Origin of the sequence: Cellulomonas sp. FA1, from assembly GCF_000986825.1 — a bacterium.
GTDB classification, from domain to species: domain Bacteria; phylum Actinomycetota; class Actinomycetes; order Actinomycetales; family Cellulomonadaceae; genus Cellulomonas; species Cellulomonas iranensis.
The window spans coordinates 830,360-848,664 of record NZ_LBMY01000001.1 but is presented as its reverse complement, the minus strand read 5'-3'; the positions used below and the strand labels follow the sequence as shown (position 1 = coordinate 848,664).

At 75.5% G+C, this 18,305-nt stretch carries 18 protein-coding genes and 1 pseudogene; 15 read left to right on the top strand and 4 right to left on the bottom strand.

Annotated features, from left to right (window positions below; translation table 11 throughout):
* Window positions 1-32: 32 nt before the first annotated feature.
* The 9 genes from GY42_RS03750 (at window position 33) to GY42_RS03710 (ending at window position 11,153) form a co-directional block, all read left to right on the top strand.
* Window positions 33-794, top strand: a complete 762-nt coding sequence (locus GY42_RS03750; RefSeq protein ID WP_046528309.1) for a helix-turn-helix transcriptional regulator — start codon at window positions 33-35, stop codon at window positions 792-794.
* On the top strand, window positions 791-1,096 hold the full coding sequence (locus GY42_RS03745) for a DUF2249 domain-containing protein (protein ID WP_046528308.1): 306 nt from the start codon (window positions 791-793) through the stop codon (window positions 1,094-1,096). The genes GY42_RS03750 and GY42_RS03745 overlap by 4 nt, the downstream gene beginning before the upstream one ends.
* Before the next feature lie 168 nt (window positions 1,097-1,264).
* Complete coding sequence (locus GY42_RS03740; RefSeq protein ID WP_046528307.1) at window positions 1,265-2,569, top strand: MFS transporter; 1,305 nt, start codon at window positions 1,265-1,267, stop codon at window positions 2,567-2,569.
* 48 nt (window positions 2,570-2,617) lie between these two features.
* On the top strand, window positions 2,618-6,334 hold the full coding sequence (locus GY42_RS03735; protein ID WP_046528306.1) for a nitrate reductase subunit alpha: 3,717 nt from the start codon (window positions 2,618-2,620) through the stop codon (window positions 6,332-6,334).
* Between the two features lie 61 nt (window positions 6,335-6,395).
* On the top strand, window positions 6,396-8,096 hold the full coding sequence (gene narH, locus GY42_RS03730) for a nitrate reductase subunit beta (RefSeq protein ID WP_046528305.1): 1,701 nt from the start codon (window positions 6,396-6,398) through the stop codon (window positions 8,094-8,096).
* Window positions 8,093-8,770 (top strand): nitrate reductase molybdenum cofactor assembly chaperone, encoded by a 678-nt coding sequence (gene narJ, locus GY42_RS03725; RefSeq protein ID WP_046528304.1) that lies wholly within the window; start codon window positions 8,093-8,095, stop codon window positions 8,768-8,770. Before narH ends, narJ begins: the two co-directional genes overlap by 4 nt.
* Window positions 8,767-9,522 (top strand): respiratory nitrate reductase subunit gamma, encoded by a 756-nt coding sequence (gene narI / locus GY42_RS03720; protein ID WP_046528303.1) that lies wholly within the window; start codon window positions 8,767-8,769, stop codon window positions 9,520-9,522. The genes narJ and narI overlap by 4 nt, the downstream gene beginning before the upstream one ends.
* A 45-nt stretch (window positions 9,523-9,567) precedes the next feature.
* A complete protein-coding gene (locus GY42_RS03715; RefSeq protein ID WP_046528302.1) occupies window positions 9,568-9,909 on the top strand; it encodes a cupin in 342 nt (113 codons plus the stop codon).
* Window positions 9,906-11,153 carry a ThiF family adenylyltransferase gene (locus tag GY42_RS03710; protein ID WP_046528301.1) on the top strand — a complete coding sequence of 416 codons (1,248 nt, stop codon included), beginning with the start codon at window positions 9,906-9,908 and terminating at the stop codon, window positions 11,151-11,153. Before GY42_RS03715 ends, GY42_RS03710 begins: the two co-directional genes overlap by 4 nt.
* Window positions 11,154-11,163: 10 nt before the next feature.
* Here GY42_RS03710 and GY42_RS03705 read toward each other — a convergent pair whose 3' ends face one another.
* Genes GY42_RS03705 through GY42_RS03695 form a run of 3 tightly spaced genes read right to left on the bottom strand, consistent with a single transcriptional unit; the run spans window position 11,164 to window position 13,371 of the window.
* A complete protein-coding gene (locus GY42_RS03705) occupies window positions 11,164-11,652 on the bottom strand; it encodes a MogA/MoaB family molybdenum cofactor biosynthesis protein (protein WP_046528300.1) in 489 nt (162 codons plus the stop codon).
* Entirely contained in the window at window positions 11,645-12,124 is a 480-nt protein-coding gene (moaC, locus tag GY42_RS03700) for a cyclic pyranopterin monophosphate synthase MoaC (RefSeq protein ID WP_046528299.1), read from the bottom strand. Before moaC ends, GY42_RS03705 begins: the two co-directional genes overlap by 8 nt.
* A complete protein-coding gene (locus GY42_RS03695; RefSeq protein ID WP_046528298.1) occupies window positions 12,121-13,371 on the bottom strand; it encodes a molybdopterin molybdotransferase MoeA in 1,251 nt (416 codons plus the stop codon). The genes moaC and GY42_RS03695 overlap by 4 nt, the downstream gene beginning before the upstream one ends.
* Before the next feature lie 81 nt (window positions 13,372-13,452).
* On the opposite strand from GY42_RS03695, the gene moaA reads away from it, so the two are divergent.
* Entirely contained in the window at window positions 13,453-14,502 is a 1,050-nt protein-coding gene (moaA, locus tag GY42_RS03690) for a GTP 3',8-cyclase MoaA (protein ID WP_046528297.1), read from the top strand.
* Complete coding sequence (locus GY42_RS03685) at window positions 14,499-14,792, top strand: MoaD/ThiS family protein (protein WP_046528296.1); 294 nt, start codon at window positions 14,499-14,501, stop codon at window positions 14,790-14,792. Before moaA ends, GY42_RS03685 begins: the two co-directional genes overlap by 4 nt.
* 25 nt (window positions 14,793-14,817) lie before the next feature.
* Here the strand turns inward: GY42_RS03685 and GY42_RS03680 are convergent, their stop codons facing one another.
* Window positions 14,818-15,273, bottom strand: coding sequence for a molybdenum cofactor biosynthesis protein MoaE (locus GY42_RS03680; RefSeq protein ID WP_046528295.1), 456 nt, complete (start codon window positions 15,271-15,273; stop codon window positions 14,818-14,820).
* A gap of 129 nt (window positions 15,274-15,402) precedes the next feature.
* On the opposite strand from GY42_RS03680, the gene GY42_RS03675 reads away from it, so the two are divergent.
* The 4 genes and pseudogenes from GY42_RS03675 (at window position 15,403) to GY42_RS03660 (ending at window position 18,290) form a co-directional block, all read left to right on the top strand.
* Complete coding sequence (locus tag GY42_RS03675; protein WP_046528294.1) at window positions 15,403-15,801, top strand: TOBE domain-containing protein; 399 nt, start codon at window positions 15,403-15,405, stop codon at window positions 15,799-15,801.
* Window positions 15,798-16,667, top strand: a complete 870-nt coding sequence (modA, locus tag GY42_RS03670) for a molybdate ABC transporter substrate-binding protein (RefSeq protein WP_236686705.1) — start codon at window positions 15,798-15,800, stop codon at window positions 16,665-16,667. The genes GY42_RS03675 and modA overlap by 4 nt, the downstream gene beginning before the upstream one ends.
* A gap of 125 nt (window positions 16,668-16,792) precedes the next feature.
* Window positions 16,793-17,574: pseudogene (locus GY42_RS20180) on the top strand (ABC transporter permease).
* On the top strand, window positions 17,571-18,290 hold the full coding sequence (locus tag GY42_RS03660) for an ATP-binding cassette domain-containing protein (protein ID WP_052748193.1): 720 nt from the start codon (window positions 17,571-17,573) through the stop codon (window positions 18,288-18,290). The pseudogene GY42_RS20180 and the gene GY42_RS03660 overlap by 4 nt, the downstream one beginning before the upstream one ends.
* The last annotated feature ends 15 nt before the right edge of the window (window positions 18,291-18,305 follow it).

Sequence of the window (18,305 nt, the reverse complement as noted above, 5' to 3'; positions counted from 1 at the left end):
CCGCGCCGAGACCGACCACCACGGAGGTGCACGTGACCGAGCACGACGACGGCGACGACGTCCGCCGCACGCCCACCGCGCGCGTGCTGTCCTCGCCGAGCCGGCTCGACCTCCTCCACGTCTTGCAGGCCGACGGGCCGCAGACGACGTCGGCGCTGGCGGCGCGGACCGGCCTGCACGAGAACACGGTGCGCGAGCACCTGCAGCGCCTCGTCGACGCACGCTTCGTCGTGCGCGAGCCCGAGCACCGCGCGACGCGCGGGCGGCCCCGCACCGTCTACCGCGCCACGACGCGCGACGACGTCCGCACCGACCCCGCGGCCGCCCGCCACCTGGCGGAGTCGGTCGCGCGCGCCCGCCTGACGAGCGTCCTGCTCGGCGGGTACGGGTCCCCCGTCGGCGACGTGCGCGAGTCCGCACGACAGGCCGGGCACGACATGCTCGCCGACCTGCCCTCGCTGCCGTCGGGCGCGGACGACCAGGTGCTCGCGCTCGAGGCGCACCTGGACCGGCTCGGCTTCGACCCCGTGCTCAGCGAGGACCGCGCCACCTTCGACCTGTGGCGCTGCCCCTTCCTCGACCTCGCCCGCGAGCGACCCGAGGTCGTGTGCAGCGTGCACCTCGGGCTCGCGCAGGGCGTGCTCGAGCAGGTCGGCGGCCCCGTGCGGGCCGAGCGGCTCGAGCCGTTCGTCGGGCCGCGTCACTGCGCGCTCCACCTGACCGGCACCGCGTCCGCGGGCGCCGCACCCCCGTCGTCCGCCGCCCGGCGGGCCACCACCGAAGGAGAGCCATGAGCCAGCCCGTCGAGATCCTGCCCACCGCCCCCGAGCCGGCCGGGCACACGTGCGGCTGCGGCGGCCACGACGAGGCCGACCCGGTCCTCGACGTGCGCACGATCCCGCACGCGATCCGCCACGCGACGGTGTTCGGCGCGTTCGACGCGATCGCACCGGGCGCCGCGCTCGTGATCGTCGCGCCGCACGCCCCGCGGCCCCTGCTCGCGCAGCTCGCCGACCGGGCGCCGATCGACGTCGAGTACCTCGTCGAGGGCCCCGAGGCGTGGCACGTGCGGATCACGCGCCGCGCGCAGGACTGAGCACGGACGGACGACGCACGGGCCCGGCGGCGACGCCCGTCGGGCCCGTGCGTCGCCGTTTTCCCGGTCGCTCATTTTTCACGGTCGAGGTGGTGGCAAAACCCCTGGCGCTTTGACATGGTGGCCGGGAAGGGGGGCGCTGGGCCCCCGTGGCACGAAGGGCCTTCGATGTCGAACGCCACCCTGGCGCCGGACCTGTCCAACTGGGACCCGGAGAACGCCGACACCTGGGACGAGCGACGCGCCTGGCGCACGCTGTGGGTCACGACCTACAACCTGACGCTCGCCTTCGCGGTCTGGTACCTGGTCAGCGCGATCGCCCCGCGGCTCAACCTCGTCGGCTTCGACCTGACGAAGGAGCAGCTCTACTGGCTCGTGGCGCTGCCCGGCCTGGCCGGCGGTCTCATGCGGCTGGTCTTCATGTTCCTGCCACCCGTCGTGGGCACCCGCACGCTCGTCGGCGGGTCCTCGACCCTCCTGCTGCTGCCGATGATCGGCTGGACGCTCGCGGTGCGCGACGCGTCGACGTCGTACACCACCCTGCTGGTGCTGGCCTTCGCGACCGGCATCGGCGGCGGTGCGTTCGCCGGGTTCATGCCCTCGACCAGCTACTTCTTCCCCCGCCGGATGTCGGGCACCGCCCTGGGCCTGCAGGCCGGCATCGGGAACTTCGGCGTCAGCCTCATCCAGTTCCTCGTGCCGTGGGTCGTCGGGTTCGGCCTGCTCGGCACCGCGGCCCTCACGCCGCAGCAGACCACCGAGGGCGGGCAGATCTGGCTGCACAACGCGGCGCTGGTCCTCATCCCGTGGGTCGTGCTCGGCATCGTGCTCGCCGCGGTGGTGCTGCGCCGCGTGCCCGTGCAGGCGAACTTCCGCCAGCAGCTCGACATCTTCCGCGAGAAGCACACGTGGGTCATGACGGCGATCTACACCATGACGTTCGGTGCGTTCTCGGGCTTCGCCGCGCAGCTAGGCCTGCTCATCACCAACGTGTACGGCGGCTTCGAGAACGCCCCCGACCCGCTGAAGTTCGCGTTCCTGGGCCCGCTGCTCGGGTCGATCACACGCGCCGCGTGGGGCCCGCTGTGCGACCGCTTCGGCGGCGCCGTCTGGACCTTGGTCTCGGGCATCGGGATGACGATCTCGACCGTCGTCGCGCTGCTGTTCCTCACACCGACCGACGTCGGCGAGTTCACGTGGTTCCTCGTCGCGATGCTCGCGGTGTTCACGTTCGCGGGAATCGGCAACGCCGGCACGTTCAAGCAGATGCCCATGATCTTCCCCCGCCGGCAGGCCGGCGGCGTCATCGGATTCACGTCCGCGATCGCCGCGTTCGGGCCCTTCCTGGTCGGCATGGCGCTGTCCGTCTGGTCGCCGTCCGCATTCTTCGTCGGCGCAGCTGTTTACTTCGCCGCCTGCACCGTGCTCACCTGGGTGTACTACGCACGGCCCGGAGCGCCCCGACCCAGCTGAGCCGCTGACCCGCCCCCGCACCGAGAGCCCGCCCCCACGGGAGGTCCGATGACCACCACCAGCCCCCGCCACGTCCCCACGGACTCCGGCCCCGCGCAGGCGCTCCTGCGGCTCGGCGCGCGGCTGCGCCCCGGGGAGGTGTCACCGGACCTGCGCACCGTCTTCCTCGAGGGCGGCCGCGAGGGCGACGCGTTCTACCGCGACCGGTGGAGCCACGACAAGGTCGTGCGCTCCACCCACGGCGTCAACTGCACCGGCTCGTGCTCGTGGAAGGTGTACGTCAAGGACGGCATCATCACGTGGGAGACGCAGCAGACCGACTACCCGTCGGTCGGCCCCGACTCCCCCGAGTACGAGCCGCGCGGCTGCCCGCGCGGCGCCGCGTTCTCCTGGTACACGTACTCGCCCACGCGCATCCGCTACCCGTACGTGCGCGGCACGCTGCTGCGCGCCTACCGCGAGGCCAAGGCACGCCTGGGCGACCCCGTCGAGGCGTGGAAGGCCGTCACGGCCGACCCCGACCCCGCCTACAAGCGGGCCCGCGGCAAGGGCGGCCTCGTGCGCGCGACGTGGGACGAGGCGGCCGAGATCGTCGCCGCGGCGCACGTGCACACGATCGAGGAGTACGGCCCGGACCGCGTCGCGGGCTTCTCGCCCATCCCCGCGATGTCGATGGTGTCGCACGGCGCCGGGTCACGGTTCGTCTCGATGCTCGGCGGCACGATGCTGTCGTTCTACGACTGGTACGCCGACCTGCCCGTGGCCTCGCCCCAGGTGTTCGGCGACCAGACCGACGTCCCCGAGTCCGCCGACTGGTGGAACGCCGCGTACCTGATCATGTGGGGCTCCAACGTCCCGGTCACGCGCACGCCCGACGCGCACTTCATGGCCGAGGCGCGCTACCGCGGCCAGAAGGTCGTCACCGTCAGCCCCGACTACGCCGACAACACGAAGTTCGCCGACGAGTGGCTCGCACCGCACCCGGGCACCGACGGCGCGCTCGCCATGGCGATGGGCCACGTCGTGCTGCGCGAGTTCCTGGTCGAGCGCCGCACGCCGCGGTTCGCGCAGTACCTGCAGCGGTTCACCGACGCGCCGCACCTCGTGCGCCTCGAGCCGCGCGGCGACGCGTACGTGCCCGACAAGTTCCTCACGGGCGACCAGCTCCCCGAGCCCACGGCCGACCGCGACGGCGCGTTCCAGACGGTCGTGCTCGACGCCGACGGCACGCCGACCGTCCCGAACGGGACGCTGGGCCACCGGTTCGACCCGGCCAAGGCCGGCGAGTGGAACCTGCTGCTGGGCGACCTCGACCCGCAGCTGTCGGTCGCCGACCTGGCGTCGTGGGACGGCGCGTCCGTCGCGATCGACCTGCCGCGGTTCGACGTGGCCCCCGAGGCGGGTCGCGAGCACGAAGGCGGTGCCGGCGTGGTCCGCCGCGGCGTGCCCGTGCGGCGCGTCGGCGAGCACCTCGTCACGACCGTCTTCGACCTCCTGCTCGCGCAGTACGGCGTGGGTCGTGACGGCCTGCCGGGCACGTGGCCGACCGGGTACGACGACGCGTCGTCGCCCGGCACGCCCGCGTGGCAGGAGGAGATCACGTCGGTCCCGGCGCAGGCCGCGGCGCGCATCGGACGGGAGTTCGCGCAGAACGCCGAGGACTCGGGCGGCCGCTCGATGATCCTCATGGGCGCGGGGACCAACCACTGGTTCCACTCCGACACGATCTACCGCACGTTCCTCGCGCTCGTGCACATGACCGGGTGCCAGGGCGTCAACGGCGGCGGCTGGGCGCACTACGTCGGGCAGGAGAAGTGCCGGCCGGTCACCGGGTGGGCGCAGTACGCGTTCGGGCTGGACTGGGCGCGTCCGCCCCGCCAGATGATCGGCACGGCGTTCTGGTACCTCGCGACCGACCAGTGGCGGTACGACGGCCTGCCGGCCGACGCGCTGGCCAGCCCGCTCGCACGCGGCCAGTTCGCGGGCCGCACGACGGCCGACTGCCTCGTGGAGTCCGCGCAGCGCGGCTGGATGCCGAGCTACCCGACGTTCGACCGCAACCCGCTGGACCTGGCCGACGAGGCCGCGGCGGCGGGCGTCGAGCCCGCGCAGCACGTGGTCGACGAGCTGCGGGCCGGCCGACTGGGTTGGGCGTGCCAGGACCCCGACGACCCGCGCAACTTCCCGCGCGTGGTCAACGTCTGGCGCGCGAACATCCTCGGGTCCTCGGGCAAGGGCAACGAGTACTTCCTGCGGCACCTGCTCGGCACCGACGCGGCCGTCCGCGCGCAGGAGGCCGGGCCGGACCGGCGCCCGACGACCATGACGTGGCGCGACGAGGCGCCGCGCGGCAAGCTCGACCTGCTGGTCACGAGCGACTTCCGCATGACGTCGACCACGCTGTTCTCCGACGTCGTGCTCCCCGCGGCCACCTGGTACGAGAAGCACGACCTGTCGACCACGGACATGCACCCGTTCGTGCACTCGTTCAACCCGGCGATCAACCCGCCGTGGCAGACCCGCACCGACTTCGACATCTTCGGCACCCTCGCGCGCGAGGTGCAGCGGCTGGGCGGCGAGCGGCTGGGCACGCGCCGCGACGTCGTCGCGATGCCCCTGCTGCACGACACGCCCGACGAGCTCGCGACGCCGCACGGCACGGTCCCGGCGTCCGACCTGCGCCCCGGCGTGACGATGCCCAAGCTCGTCGTCGTCGAGCGGGACTACGCGACGATCGGCGACCGCTGGGGCGCGCTCGGCCCGCTCACGGCGACGGCCGGGATGGTGACCAAGGGCGTCGCGTTCTCCCCCGACAAGGAGGTCGCGGCGCTCGCCCGCACCAACGGCACCGCCACGTCGGGGGTCGCGGCGGGTCAGCCGCTGCTCACCGACGCGCGCCACGTGTGCGAGGCGATCCTCGCGCTGTCGGGCACGACCAACGGGCGGCTCGCGGTGCAGGGCTTCGAGCACGTCGAGCAGCGCACGGGCACGTCGCTCGCCGAGCTCGCGCGCGACCACGAGGGCGACCGCATCCGGTTCGCCGACGTGCAGGCCCGGCCCGTGCCTGTCATCACGTCGCCCGAGTGGTCGGGGTCGGAGCACGGCGGCCGCCGCTACTCGGCCTTCACCGTCAACGTCGAGCACCACAAGCCCTGGCACACGCTCACCGGCCGCCAGCACTTCTACCTCGACCACGACTGGATGACCGAGCTCGGCGAGGCCCTGCCGATCTACCGGCCGCCGCTCGACCTGCACCGCCTGTTCGGCGACTCGCGGCTCGGCGCGGCCGACCCCGACGGCGGGCACGCCGCCGTGACCGTGCGGTACCTGACGCCGCACTCCAAGTGGTCGATCCACTCGGAGTACCAGGACAACCTGTTCATGCTGTCGCTCTCGCGCGGCGGCCCGACCATCTGGATGTCCCCGCAGGACGCGGCGGCGATCGAGGTGAAGGACAACGACTGGATCGAGGCCTACAACCGCAACGGCGTCGTCGTGGCCCGCGCGATCGTGTCGCACCGCATGCCCGCCGGGACCGTGTACATGTACCACGCGAAGGACCGCACGGTGGACGTCCCCCGCTCCGAGATCTCGGGGCTGCGCGGAGGCATCCACAACTCGCTGACGCGCGTGCTGCTCAAGCCGAGCCACCTGGTCGGCGGGTACGCGCAGCTGTCGTTCGCGTTCAACTACCTGGGGCCGACCGGCAACCAGCGTGACGAGGTCACGACGATCCGCCGCCGCTCGCAGGAGGTGCAGTACTGATGGCTGCCGCGAACGACCCGTCGACCGACCAGCCGACCGAGCGGTGCGCCGGAGGTGCCCGATGCGTGTGATGGCCCAGATGGCGATGGTCATGAACCTCGACAAGTGCATCGGGTGCCACACGTGCTCGGTGACCTGCAAGCAGGCGTGGACGAACCGCACGGGCGTCGAGTACGTGTGGTTCAACAACGTCGAGACGCGCCCCGGCATCGGCTACCCGCGCACGTACGAGGACCAGGAGCGCTGGCGCGGCGGCTGGGTGCGCACGCGCCGAGGCCGGCTCAAGCTGCGCGCGGGCGGGCGCCTGAGCAAGCTCGCGCACATCTTCTCCAACCCGACGCTGCCCGAGATCCACGACTACTACGAGCCGTGGACGTACGACTACGACGTGCTGCTGTCCTCGCCGCAGGGCGAGCACACCCCCGTCGCCCGGCCCAAGTCGCTCCTGACGGGCGACGACATGAAGATCGAGTGGTCGGCCAACTGGGACGACAACCTCGGCGGCGCGGGCGAGACGATGGCGGACGACCCGGTGCTCGCGAGCATGAGCACGCAGGTCAAGGCCGAGTTCGAGCAGACGTTCATGTTCTACCTGCCGCGCATCTGCGAGCACTGCCTCAACCCGTCGTGCGTCGCCTCGTGCCCGTCGGGCGCGATGTACAAGCGCGTGGAGGACGGCATCGTCCTGGTCGACCAGGACAAGTGCCGCGGGTGGCGCATGTGCGTCACCGGCTGCCCGTACAAGAAGGTCTACTTCAACCACAAGACCGGCAAGGCCGAGAAGTGCACGCTGTGCTACCCGCGCCTCGAGGTCGGGCTGCCGACCGTGTGCTCCGAGACCTGCGTGGGGCGGCTGCGCTACCTGGGCCTCGTGCTGTACGACGAGGAGAAGGTCCTCGAGGCCGCGTCGGTCGAGGACGAGCACGCGCTGCTCGACGCGCAGCGCTCGGTGTTCCTCGACCCGCACGACCCCGAGGTCGTCGCGGCCGCCCGCGCCGCCGACATCCCGCAGGACTGGATCGACGCCGCGCAGCGCTCGCCGATCTGGAAGCTCATCAGCGAGTACCAGGTCGCGCTGCCCCTGCACCCCGAGTACCGCACGATGCCGATGGTCTGGTACATCCCGCCGCTGTCCCCCGTGGTCGACGTCGTGTCCGGGTCGGGTGCCGACGGCGAGGACGCCCCGACGCTGTTCGCGGCGATCGACCGGCTGCGGATCCCGCTGGAGTACCTGGCGGGGCTGTTCACCGCGGGCGACGTCGAACCCGTGCGGGAGGTGCTGCAGCGCCTCGCGGCGATGCGCGCGCACATGCGCAACGTCAACCTCGGCCTCGAGCAGGACGAGCGCATCGCGGCGGCCGTCGGCATGGACGCCGACGAGATGGAGGCGATGTACCGGCTGCTGGCGATCGCGAAGTACGAGGACCGGTACGTCATCCCCGTCGCGCACGCCGAGGTCGCGCGCGACCTCGAGGAGATCGCCACGGGCTGCTCGCTCGAGACCGAGGGCGGCCCGGGCATGGGCGGCGCGGGCCCGTTCGGGTCCTCCTCGGGACGACCGATGCGCGCGTCGGTCGAGACGTTCCACGCGCTGCGGCACCGCCAGCGGGCGGACCGGGCGCCGGCCGGCGAGGGCACGCCCGAGCGCGTCAACCTGCTCAACTGGGACGGCAACGGCGCACCGGCCGGCATGTTCCCGCCCGCGCCCGGGGAACCCGGGTACGGCGAGGGTCCCGGCACGCCGGACGAGGCGCACCGATGAGCCGGCGCTTCCCGGTCCTGCCGTTCCTCGACCCCGTGCGGGTCGACGCCGAGCAGCGCGCGACCGCGCACATGGCGGCCGCGCTGCTGCTCGACCACCCGGGGCCCGACCACGACGAGCAGCTCGCGGGGGTCCGCGAGGCGGCGGCGTCGCTGCCGGGCGCCGTGCGCGACGCGCTGGTCGCGTTCGTCGACGCCGTCGCCGCGTGGGACCTCACCGACCGGCAGGCGCACTACGTGCAGACGTTCGACCTGCGCCGCCGCTGCGCGCTGTACCTCACGTACTACGGCGCGGGCGACACGCGGCGGCGCGGGATGGCGCTCATCCGGTTCTCCGAGGCCTTCCGGGCGTGCGGCTGGCAGCCGCGCGAGGACGAGCTGCCCGACCACCTGCCCGGCGTGCTCGAGCTGTCGGCCCGCGACCGCGGCCCCGTCCCGGACGTGCTGCTCGCGAGCCACCGCGACGGGCTGGAGGTGCTGCGCTCGGCGCTGCACGGCTACGGCTCGCCGTACGCGCACCTGCTCGACGCGGTGTGCCTGACGCTGCCGCCCGTCGACGACGCGACGGCCGCCCGGTTCGCGGCGCTGCTCGCGCAGGGCCCCCCGACCGAGACGGTCGGCATGGACACCCCGCTGCTCCCGTTCCCGACCGTCCGCTCGGAGGTCCCGGCATGACCCCCACCGACGCGCTGCTGTGGGTCGCGCTGCCGTACGCGGTGGCCGCCGTGTTCGTCGTCGGCCACGTGTGGCGCTACCGCTACGACCAGTTCGGCTGGACGACGCGCTCGTCGCAGGTCTACGAGAACCGGCTGCTGCGCTGGGGCTCGCCCATGTTCCACCTGGGCATCCTCCTGGTCATCGCCGGCCACGTGGTCGGGCTGCTGGTCCCCCGCACGTGGCTCGAGGCGGTCGGGATCGACGAGCACGCGTACCACCTCGGTGCCACGTGGATGGGCACGGCCGCCGCCGTGCTGACGATCGCGGGCCTGGTGATCCTCGTCTACCGACGCCGCATGGTCGGGCCGGTGTTCCTCGCCACGACGCGCTCGGACAAGCTCATGTACGTCGTGCTCGCCGCGACGTTGGGCTTCGGCACCGCCGCGACCGTGCTGTACCAGCTCTTCGGCGCCGCGTACGACTACCGCGGCAGCATCTCGCCGTGGATCCGCAGCCTCCTGACGTTCCAGCCGCGGCCCGAGCTCATGTCCGGCGTGCCGCTGATGTTCCAGCTGCACGTCCTCAGCGCGCTGGTCCTGTTCGCGATCTGGCCGTTCACGCGGCTCGTGCACGTGTTCTCGGCGCCCGTCGGCTACCTGTTCCGGCCGTACGTCGTGTATCGCTCGCGCGACCACGCGACCGGTTCGTCGCGCGCCGTGCGGCCCGGCTGGGAGCGCGTCGAGCGCCCGGGAGCCCGCCCGCGCCTGTGAGACCGTCGACATCCGTCCGTCACCGAGCCCTGGGAGGATCGACCCATGCCGGACCTCACCGCCCTCGCCGCCGAGCACCTCGCCGCGGCCCGCACCGACCCGCACGGCCGCAGCGCGCAGCTCGTGGTGCACGACGGCGAGCTGCGGCAGACCGTCATCGCGCTCGTCGCGGGGGCGCGGCTCGGTGAGCACGCGTCTCCCCCGGCCGCGTCGCTGCAGGCCCTCCAGGGGCACGTGCGCGTCGAGGTCGACGGCGACGTGCAGCAGGACGTCGCGGCCGGCGAGCTGTGGGAGCTCACGCACGAGCGGCACTCGGTGCTCGCCCTGGCGGACAGCGTCCTGCTGCTCACGACCGTGACGAGCGTCGCCACGGGGTCGCACGGGTGACCAGCCCCGCCCTGCCGCCGCTCGTCGCGCCCGGTCCGCCGCTCACGGCGGAGCAGGTGGCCCGCTACGCGCGGCACCTCGCGCTCGACGAGGTCGGGGAGGTCGGCCAGCGCCGCCTGCTGGCCGCGCGCGTGCTCGTGCTCGGCGCGGGCGGCCTGGGGTCGCCGGTCCTGCTGTATCTCGCGGCCGCGGGGGTCGGCACGCTCGGCGTGGTCGACGACGACGTCGTCGAGGCCTCGAACCTGCAGCGGCAGGTCGTGCACGGCACGGCCGACGTCGGGCGGCGCAAGGTCGACTCGGCCGCCGACGCGGTGCGCGCGGTGGACCCCGCGGTCGAGGTCGTGACGCACGCCGTGCGCCTCGACGACGCGAACGCGCACGACGTGCTGCGCGGCTGGGACCTCGTGGTCGACGGCACCGACAACTTCGCGACGCGCTACCTCGTGAACGACGTGTGCGCGCGGCTCGGCGTGCCGTGGGTCTGGGGGTCGCTGCACCGCGGTCACGCGCAGGTCAGCACGTTCTGGTCCGACCCGCCCGTGGGCGAGGGCGTCGACCTGCGGGACGTGTTCGGCGGCCCGCCGCCCGACGGCACGGTCGCGTCGTGCGCGGTCGACGGCGTGCTCGGCGCGGTCTGCGCCGCGGCGGGCGCCGCGATGGCGCTCGAGGCCGTCAAGCTCGTGTGCGGCACGGGGCGCACGCTGCTGGGCCGGGTCGCGGTGCACGACGCGTTCGCGGGCACGTGGCAGGACGTGCCGGTGCGTCGCCGCGCGGCGAGCGCACCCGCGGCCGGCGTGCCCGTCACCACGCGCCCCGAGCCCGACGCGCACGCCGAGCCCGACGCACGACCCGAGCCCGACGCACGACCGGCGCGCGCCGTCCAGTCGGTCGGCGCCGGGACCGGCACCGACAGCGACACCGACACCGGCGCCCTGACGGGCGTCGCCGAGGTGCTGCGGCTGCTCGCGTCGCGCCCGGACGTCGACGTCGTCGACCTGCGCGACGCGCCCGAGGCCGCCGCGGCCCCGCTGCCCGGCGCGCGTTCGGTGCCGTTCGCGCGGTTCGCCTCCGAGCAGGGCCTCACCGAGCTCGACCCCGACCGACCGCTCGTGCTCGTGTGCCGCGTCGGTGCGCGCGCCGCCCACGCGGCGCGGCTCGCGCGCGCGGCCGGCGTGCACGACGTGCGTCACCTGCCCGGCGGGCTCGCGGCGTGGGCGCGCGTCGCGGCGGCGCGCGGCGCATGACGCGCGAGCGTCAGTGGTCGCCGCCCGCGAGCTGCGCGAGCGCGTGCGGCAGCACGCCGGCGAGCACCTCGAGCGCGTCGCGCACGGCCCCGGTGGACCCCGCGACGTTGACGACGAGCGTGCGCCCGGCGACCCCGGCCACGCCGCGCGAGAGCACGCCCGCGGCCACGCCGCGCCGCACGGCGTCGGCCCGCAGCGCCTCGGCGATCCCGGGCACCACGCGCTCGACGACCGCGAGGGTCGCCTCGGGCGTGCGGTCCCGCGGCCCCAGGCCCGTGCCGCCCGTCGTCACGACCAGCGCGACGCCCGCGGCCGCGGCGTCGCGCAACGCGCGCTCGACCGGTGCGCCGTCGGGGACGACCACGGCGTCGTCGACCGCGAGGCCCAGCTCCCGCAGGCCCGCGACGAGCAGCGGGCCGGAGCGGTCGGCGTACTCGCCCGCCGCGGCCCGGTCCGAGGCCGTGACGACGACGGCGCGCGGCGCGGGCGCGTCAGTCACGCGTCCACGTCCCGCTGCGCCCGCCGGCCTTCTCCTCGACCCGGATGTCCGTCAGGTGCGCGCCGCGGTCGACGGCCTTGACCATGTCGACCAGCGTGAGCCCCGCGGCGGCGACGCACGTGAGCGCCTCCATCTCGACGCCCGTGCGGTCGGCCGTGCGCACGGTCGCGTCGATGCGCACGCCGTCGTCGACGACCTCGAGGTCGACCGTGACGCCGTGGATCGCGACGGGGTGGCACAGCGGCACGAGGTCGGGCGTGCGCTTGGCCGCCTGGATGCCGGCGATGCGCGCGACCGCGAGCGCGTCGCCCTTGGGCACGCCCTCGCCGCGCAGCAGCGCGACGACCTGCGGCGTGGTCACGAGGCGCCCCGTGGCGCGCGCGGTGCGCACGGTGACGTCCTTCTCGGCGACGTCGACCATGCGCGCGGCGCCGCGCGCGTCGACGTGGGTCAGGCGGTCGGACTGGCTCACGCGTCGTGCTCCCTCAGGTCGATGACGGTCACGGCGTCCCCCGCCGCGACGTGCGTGACGTCCTCGGGGACGTCGATCAGCGCGTCGGCGCGCGCGAGCGCGCCGAGCAGGTGCGAGCCGGGGCCGCCGACGGGCACGGCCACGGGCGTCCCGCCGGTCCAGTCCAGGCGCGCGCGCAGCAGCTGGCGCCGACCGGCGGGCGAGCTCAGCGCGTCCGGCACGCTGGCGGTCAGCCGGCGGCGGTGCACGTCGGACGCGCCGAGCATGCGGCGCAGCAGCGGCCGCACGAACAGCTCGAACGACACGAAGCAGCTCACGGGGTTGCCGGGCAGGCCGAGCACGGGCGTGCCGTCCGGGAGCACGGCGACGGCCTGCGGCTTGCCGGGCTGCATGCGCACGTGCACGAGCTCGGCGCGCCCGCCCGCGAGCAGCGCGTCGCGCACGACGTCGTACGCGCCGACCGACACGCCGCCGGTCGTGACGACGACGTCGGCCCGCGCGGCCGCGTCGGCGAGCGCGGCCCGCACGCCGTCGACGTCGTCGCGCACCGCGGCGAGCAGCACGACCTCGGCACCGGCCGCGGCGGCCGCGGCGGCGAGCTGGGGACCGTTGGACTCGTGGATCTGCCCGTGCCGCAGCGGCGTCCCGGGCGGCACCAGCTCGGAGCCGGTGGACAGCACCGCGACGCGCGGCCGGGCGTGCACCGCGACGTGCGCGTGGCCCGTCGCGGCGAGCAGCCCGACGGCTCCGGCGCCGAGCACGTCGCCCGCCCGCAGCACGACGTCGCCGGCGCGCACGTCCTCGCCGCGGCGCCGCACGTGCGCCCCCGGGGCGACCACGTCGTCGACCCGCACGCGGGCCGTGCCGCCGTCGGTGAGCTCGACCGGCAGCACGGCGTCGGCGCCGCTCGGCACGGGCGCCCCGGTCATGATCCGCGTCACCGCACCGTCCGGGACGGTCACCTCGCGCGTGTCGCCGGCGGGGACGTCGTCGACGACGTCGAGCACGGCCCCGGGCCGCAGGTCCGCGGCGCGCACGGCGTACCCGTCCATGGCCGAGGAGTCCCACGGCGGCAGGTCGACGCCGCTGCGCACGTCGACCGCGAGCGCGCGTCCCGCGGCCTGCGCGAGCGGCACGGTGACGGTCGGCAGCGGGCCCGCGAGCGCGAGGACGGCGGCGGCGTGCTCGTCGAGCGGACGGACGACGCGCGGAGCCAGGTCGGCCCGCGCGGGAGGGACCTCGACCATGCGCCCAACCTATCGCCGGCGGCACCGCGCCCCGGACCGCCCGCGACCGGCCTTCGTCGGTGCGGTCCGTACCATCGTGGGATGCGAGCCGTGAGCGCCGCGGGCGGCTCGGAGCCGCGCGCGCAGGGACTGGCGGACCGGTACGGCCGGGTCGCCACCGACCTGCGCGTGTCGCTGACCGACCGGTGCAACCTGCGGTGCACCTACTGCATGCCGGCCGAGGGTCTGCCGTGGGCGCCGGACGACACGGTGCTGACCGACGCCGAGGTGGTGCGGCTCGTGCGCGTCGGCGTCGAGCGGCTCGGCATCCGCGAGGTCCGGTTCACGGGCGGCGAGCCGCTGCTGCGGCGGGGCCTCGAGGGCATCGTGGCGGCGACCACGGCGCTGCGCACGCCCGACGGCGCCCGGGTGCGCACGGCCCTGACGACCAACGCGCTGGGGCTCGACAAGCGTGCGCGCTCCCTGGCCGAGGCCGGGCTGGACCGCGTCAACGTGTCGCTGGACTCGCTCGACCCGCAGCGGTTCGCGCGCATCGCACGGCGGGACCGGCACGCCGACGTGCTCGCGGGCCTCGCGGCCGCGGTCGAGGCGGGGCTGACGCCCGTCAAGGTCAACGCGGTGCTGCAGCGCGGCGTCAACGACGACGAGGCCGTGCCGCTGCTCGCGTGGGCGCTCGAGCACGGGTACCACCTGCGCTTCATCGAGCAGATGCCGCTCGGGCCGCACGGGTCGTGGCGGCGCGAGGACCTCGTGACGGCGCGCGAGATCCTCGACGCCCTCGCGGCCGCGTACGACCTGGTGCCCGAGCCCGACGGCGCGCGCGGCGGGGCCCCGGCCGAGACGTGGACGGTCCGCGGGCACGCGGGAGCGACGGTCGGCGTCATCGGCTCGGTCACGCGCCCGTTCTGCGGCGCGTGCGACCGCACGCGGCTGACGGCCGACGGGCAGGTGCGCAGCTGCCTGTTCGCGCGCGAGGAGGACGACCTGCGCGGGCTGCTGCGCGGCGGGGCGGACGACGCGACAGTCGCGGACGCGTGGCGCGCCGCGCAGCGCGGCAAGGCCGCCGGGCACGGCATCGACGACCCGTCGTTCCTGCAGCCGGCCCGCACGATGAGCGCGATCGGGGGATGACGACGGTGGACGGCACGACAGGCGCGACGACCGGGACGCGCACGGTCGAGGTGCGGTACTTCGCGGCGGCGGCCGAGGCCGCGGGACGCGACGCCGAGCAGGTCGAGGTCCCCGCCGACGCGACCGTCGGTGGGCTGCTGGACCTGCTGGCGGCCCGCCACGGGGACGCGCTCGGTGCGGTCGCGGCGCGCTGCGCGCTGCTGGTCGACGGCGTGCTGCACCGCGACCGGGACGAGCCCGTGGGCACGCCCGCGCGCGTCGACGTGCTGCCGCCGTTCGCGGGCGGCTGAGCGTCCGTGGCGGTCGCGGCGCGCGTCAGGCGCTGTTGACCCACTCGTGGCCGCCGGCGGTCAGGTCCTGCCGCTTCCACACCGGCAGGTGCTCCTTGACCTCGTCGACGAGCAGCGCGGCCGTCTCGAACGCCTCGCGGCGGTGCGCCGCCGACACCGCGACGCCGAGCGCGCACTCCCCCACGGCGAGCGCGCCGACGCGGTGCACCACGGCGACGGCGTCGACGGCGCTGCGGGCCGTGACGTCGGCGACCACGCGCGCGATGACGGCGCCCGCGTCGGGGTGGGCGACGTACTCCAGCCCAGTCACGCCCTGGCCGTGGTCGTGGTCGCGCACGACGCCCGCGAACGTGACGACGGCTCCGGCGGCGGCGTCCCCGACGGCGGCGGCGAGCGCGGCGACGTCGACGGGTGCGGTCGTGACGTCGGCGACGACGACGCGACGCGCCGGGGGGTGCAGGCGCGAGGTGTCGTGGGCCACGGGTCCAGGGTAGGCAGCCCGCCCCGCAGCGCCGCATCCAGCGCGGCGCACCGCGCACACGTCCCGCAGATGCGGATATCCACGGCGTTCTCCCCCGCATCTGCGGCCACCACCTCGTACTGTGGGCGCATGCCGACCTACCGCGTGAGCGAGGCCGCGACCCTCCTGGGCGTGAGCGACGACACCGTCCGCCGCTGGATCGAGGCGGGACGGCTCGCGTCGACCCGCGACGCCACGGGGCACCACGCGGTCGACGGCGGCGCGCTCGCCCGGCTCGCGCAGGGGCTCGGCACCGAGCCCGAGCCCGGCAGCGACCAGCGCTCGACCCGCAACCGGCTGCGCGGCATCGTCACGCGCGTCGTGCGCGACACCGTCATGGCGCAGGTCGAGATCCAGGCGGGCCGGTACCGCCTCGTGTCGCTCATCAGCCGGGAGGCGGCGGACGACCTGGGCCTCGAGCCCGGCGTCGTGGCCGTCGCGTCCGTCAAGGCGACCAACGTGGCCGTCGAGCACGTGGAGACCCGGTGACCGGCCGGGACGCCGCGCTGCCGCGGCGCGGGCCGGCGGGCCGTGGCACGCTCCGCACGGCACCGGTCGCCCTGCTCGTGGCCGCGCTCGCGCTGACGGGCTGCTCCTCGACCGGCGCCGCCGCCCCGGACGCCGGACCGACCGCCGCGACCCCGGCGCCGGGCGCGAGCACCGCCGTACCGCCCGGGGACACGCTCGAGGGGACCCTCGTGGTGCTCGCCGCGGCCTCGCTCACGGACGTCGTGACCGACCTCGCCGCCACGCTCGAGGCCGAGCACCCCGGGCTCACCGTGCGGACGAGCTTCGGCGCCAGCTCGGCGCTGGCCACGCAGGTCGTCAGCGGCGCCCCGGCCGACGTGGTCGTCACCGCGAGCCCCGCGACCATGACGACCGTGACCGACGCGCTCGGCGGCGACCCCGTCGTCGTGGCGACCAACCAGCTGCAGATCGCGGTGCCCGCGGGCAACCCCGGCGGCGTCACGACGCTCGCCGACCTCGCCGACCCCGCGCGGACCGTCGCGCTGTGCGCCGCCGAGGTGCCGTGCGGCGCGGTCGGCGCCCAGGTCCTGGCGAAGGCCGGCGTGACGCCCGCGCCCGACACGCTCGAGCAGGACGTGCGCGCGGTCCTGACGCGTCTGCGGCTCGACGAGGCCGACGCGGGCCTGGTGTACCGGACCGACGTCATCGCGGCCGGCGGCGCGGTCGAGGGCATCGACGTCCCCGCCGACGTCCAGGTGCCGACCGACTACCCCGCGCTGGCCCTGCCCGACGCACCGCACCCGCGGGCCGCCGCCGCGTTCGTCGCGCTGCTCCGGGGGCCGGTCGGCCGCCAGGCGCTCGAGGACGCGGGGTTCGACGTCCCGTGACGACACCCGCCCCCACCCGGTCCCCGCGGGCACCCGGCAGGGCGTCCGCGAGGCCGCCGGCCGACGTCGACCGACGAACCGCTCGGCGCGCGCGACCCGCGGTCGGCACGCTCGTCCTCGGTGCGCTGGCGGTGGTCGGGCTCGCGCTGCTCGTGCTGCCGCTCGTGGCGCTGCTCGCCGCGACGCCGTGGGGCGACATGGCCGCCCTGGTCGCCGACCCGGCCGTCGTCGAGGCGCTGCGGCTGTCGGTCGTCACGGCGGCCTGCACGACGGTGGTCTGCCTCGTCGTGGGCGTGCCGCTGGCCTGGGTCCTGGCCCGGGACGACGTCCCGGGCGGCCGGCTGGTCCGCTCGCTGGTGACGGTGCCGCTGGTGCTGCCGCCCGTCGTGGGCGGCGTCGCGCTGCTGCTCCTGCTGGGCCGCCGCGGGCTGCTCGGGTCGCGGCTGGACGCGTGGTTCGGCGTGACCGTCCCGTTCACGTCGGTCGCGGTCGTCCTGGCCCAGGTGTTCGTGGCGCTGCCGTTCCTCGTGCTCACCGTCGAGGGCGCGCTGCGCGGGGCCGACCGCCGGCGCGCCCTCGTGGCCGAGACGCTCGGCGCGGCCCCGCCTACGTCCTGCGCCGCGTCACGCTCCCGTCGGTCGCCCCCGGCGTCGCGGCCGGCGCGGCGCTGTGCTTCACGCGTGCGCTCGGGGAGTTCGGCGCGACCGTCACGTTCGCCGGGAACTTCCCCGGCACCACGCGGACGGTCCCGCTCGCGGTCTACCTCGCGATGGACGCCGCACCCGAGCAGGCCGTGGCCATGTCGGTGCTGCTGCTCGTCGTGTCCGTGGCGGTCCTCGTCGCGATGCGCGGACGCTGGGTCGGCGGACTGCCCGGCCGCGGCCGCACGCGCCGGGTGGACCGATGACGCTCGACGCGCACGTCGTCGCCGAGCGCGGGGCGCTGCACCTCGACGTCCGGCTGAGCGTCCCGCCGGGACGGGTCCTCGCCGTCATGGGACCGAACGGCAGCGGCAAGACCACGCTGCTGGAGTCCCTCGCCGGGATCGCCGCCCTGGCTGCGGGGCACGTGCGCCTCGGCGGCACCGTGCTCGACGACGCCGCGACCGGTGCGACGATCGCGCCGCGGCACCGTCGGCTCGGCGTCGTGCTGCAGGACGGGCTCCTGTTCGGTCACCTGTCGGCGCGTGAGAACGTCGCGTTCGGGCTGCGCGCGCAGGGCGCGCGGGCACGTGCGGCGCGCGCGTCCGCCGACGCGCTGCTGGCCGACCTCGGGCTCGCCGCCCACGCCCGGGCACGCGCCGACCGGCTCTCGGGCGGCCAGGCGCAGCGGGTGGCGCTCGCGCGCGCGCTCGCCGCGCAGCCCCGCGCGCTGCTGCTCGACGAGCCGTTCGGCGCCCTCGACGCCGAGACCCGCACGCACGTGCGCGCCGTCGTCCGGCGCCACGTCGCCCGCGGCCTGCCGACGGTGCTCGTCACGCACGACCTGCGCGACGCGCTCGACCTGGCCGACGAGCTGCTCGTCCTCGAGGACGGCCGCGCGGCGCAGCGGGGCACGCCGCAGGAGGTCGCCGCCGACCCCGCGACGTCCTACGCGGCGCGGGTGGCCGCCGCGGTCGCGTGACACGTAGCGTGGCGG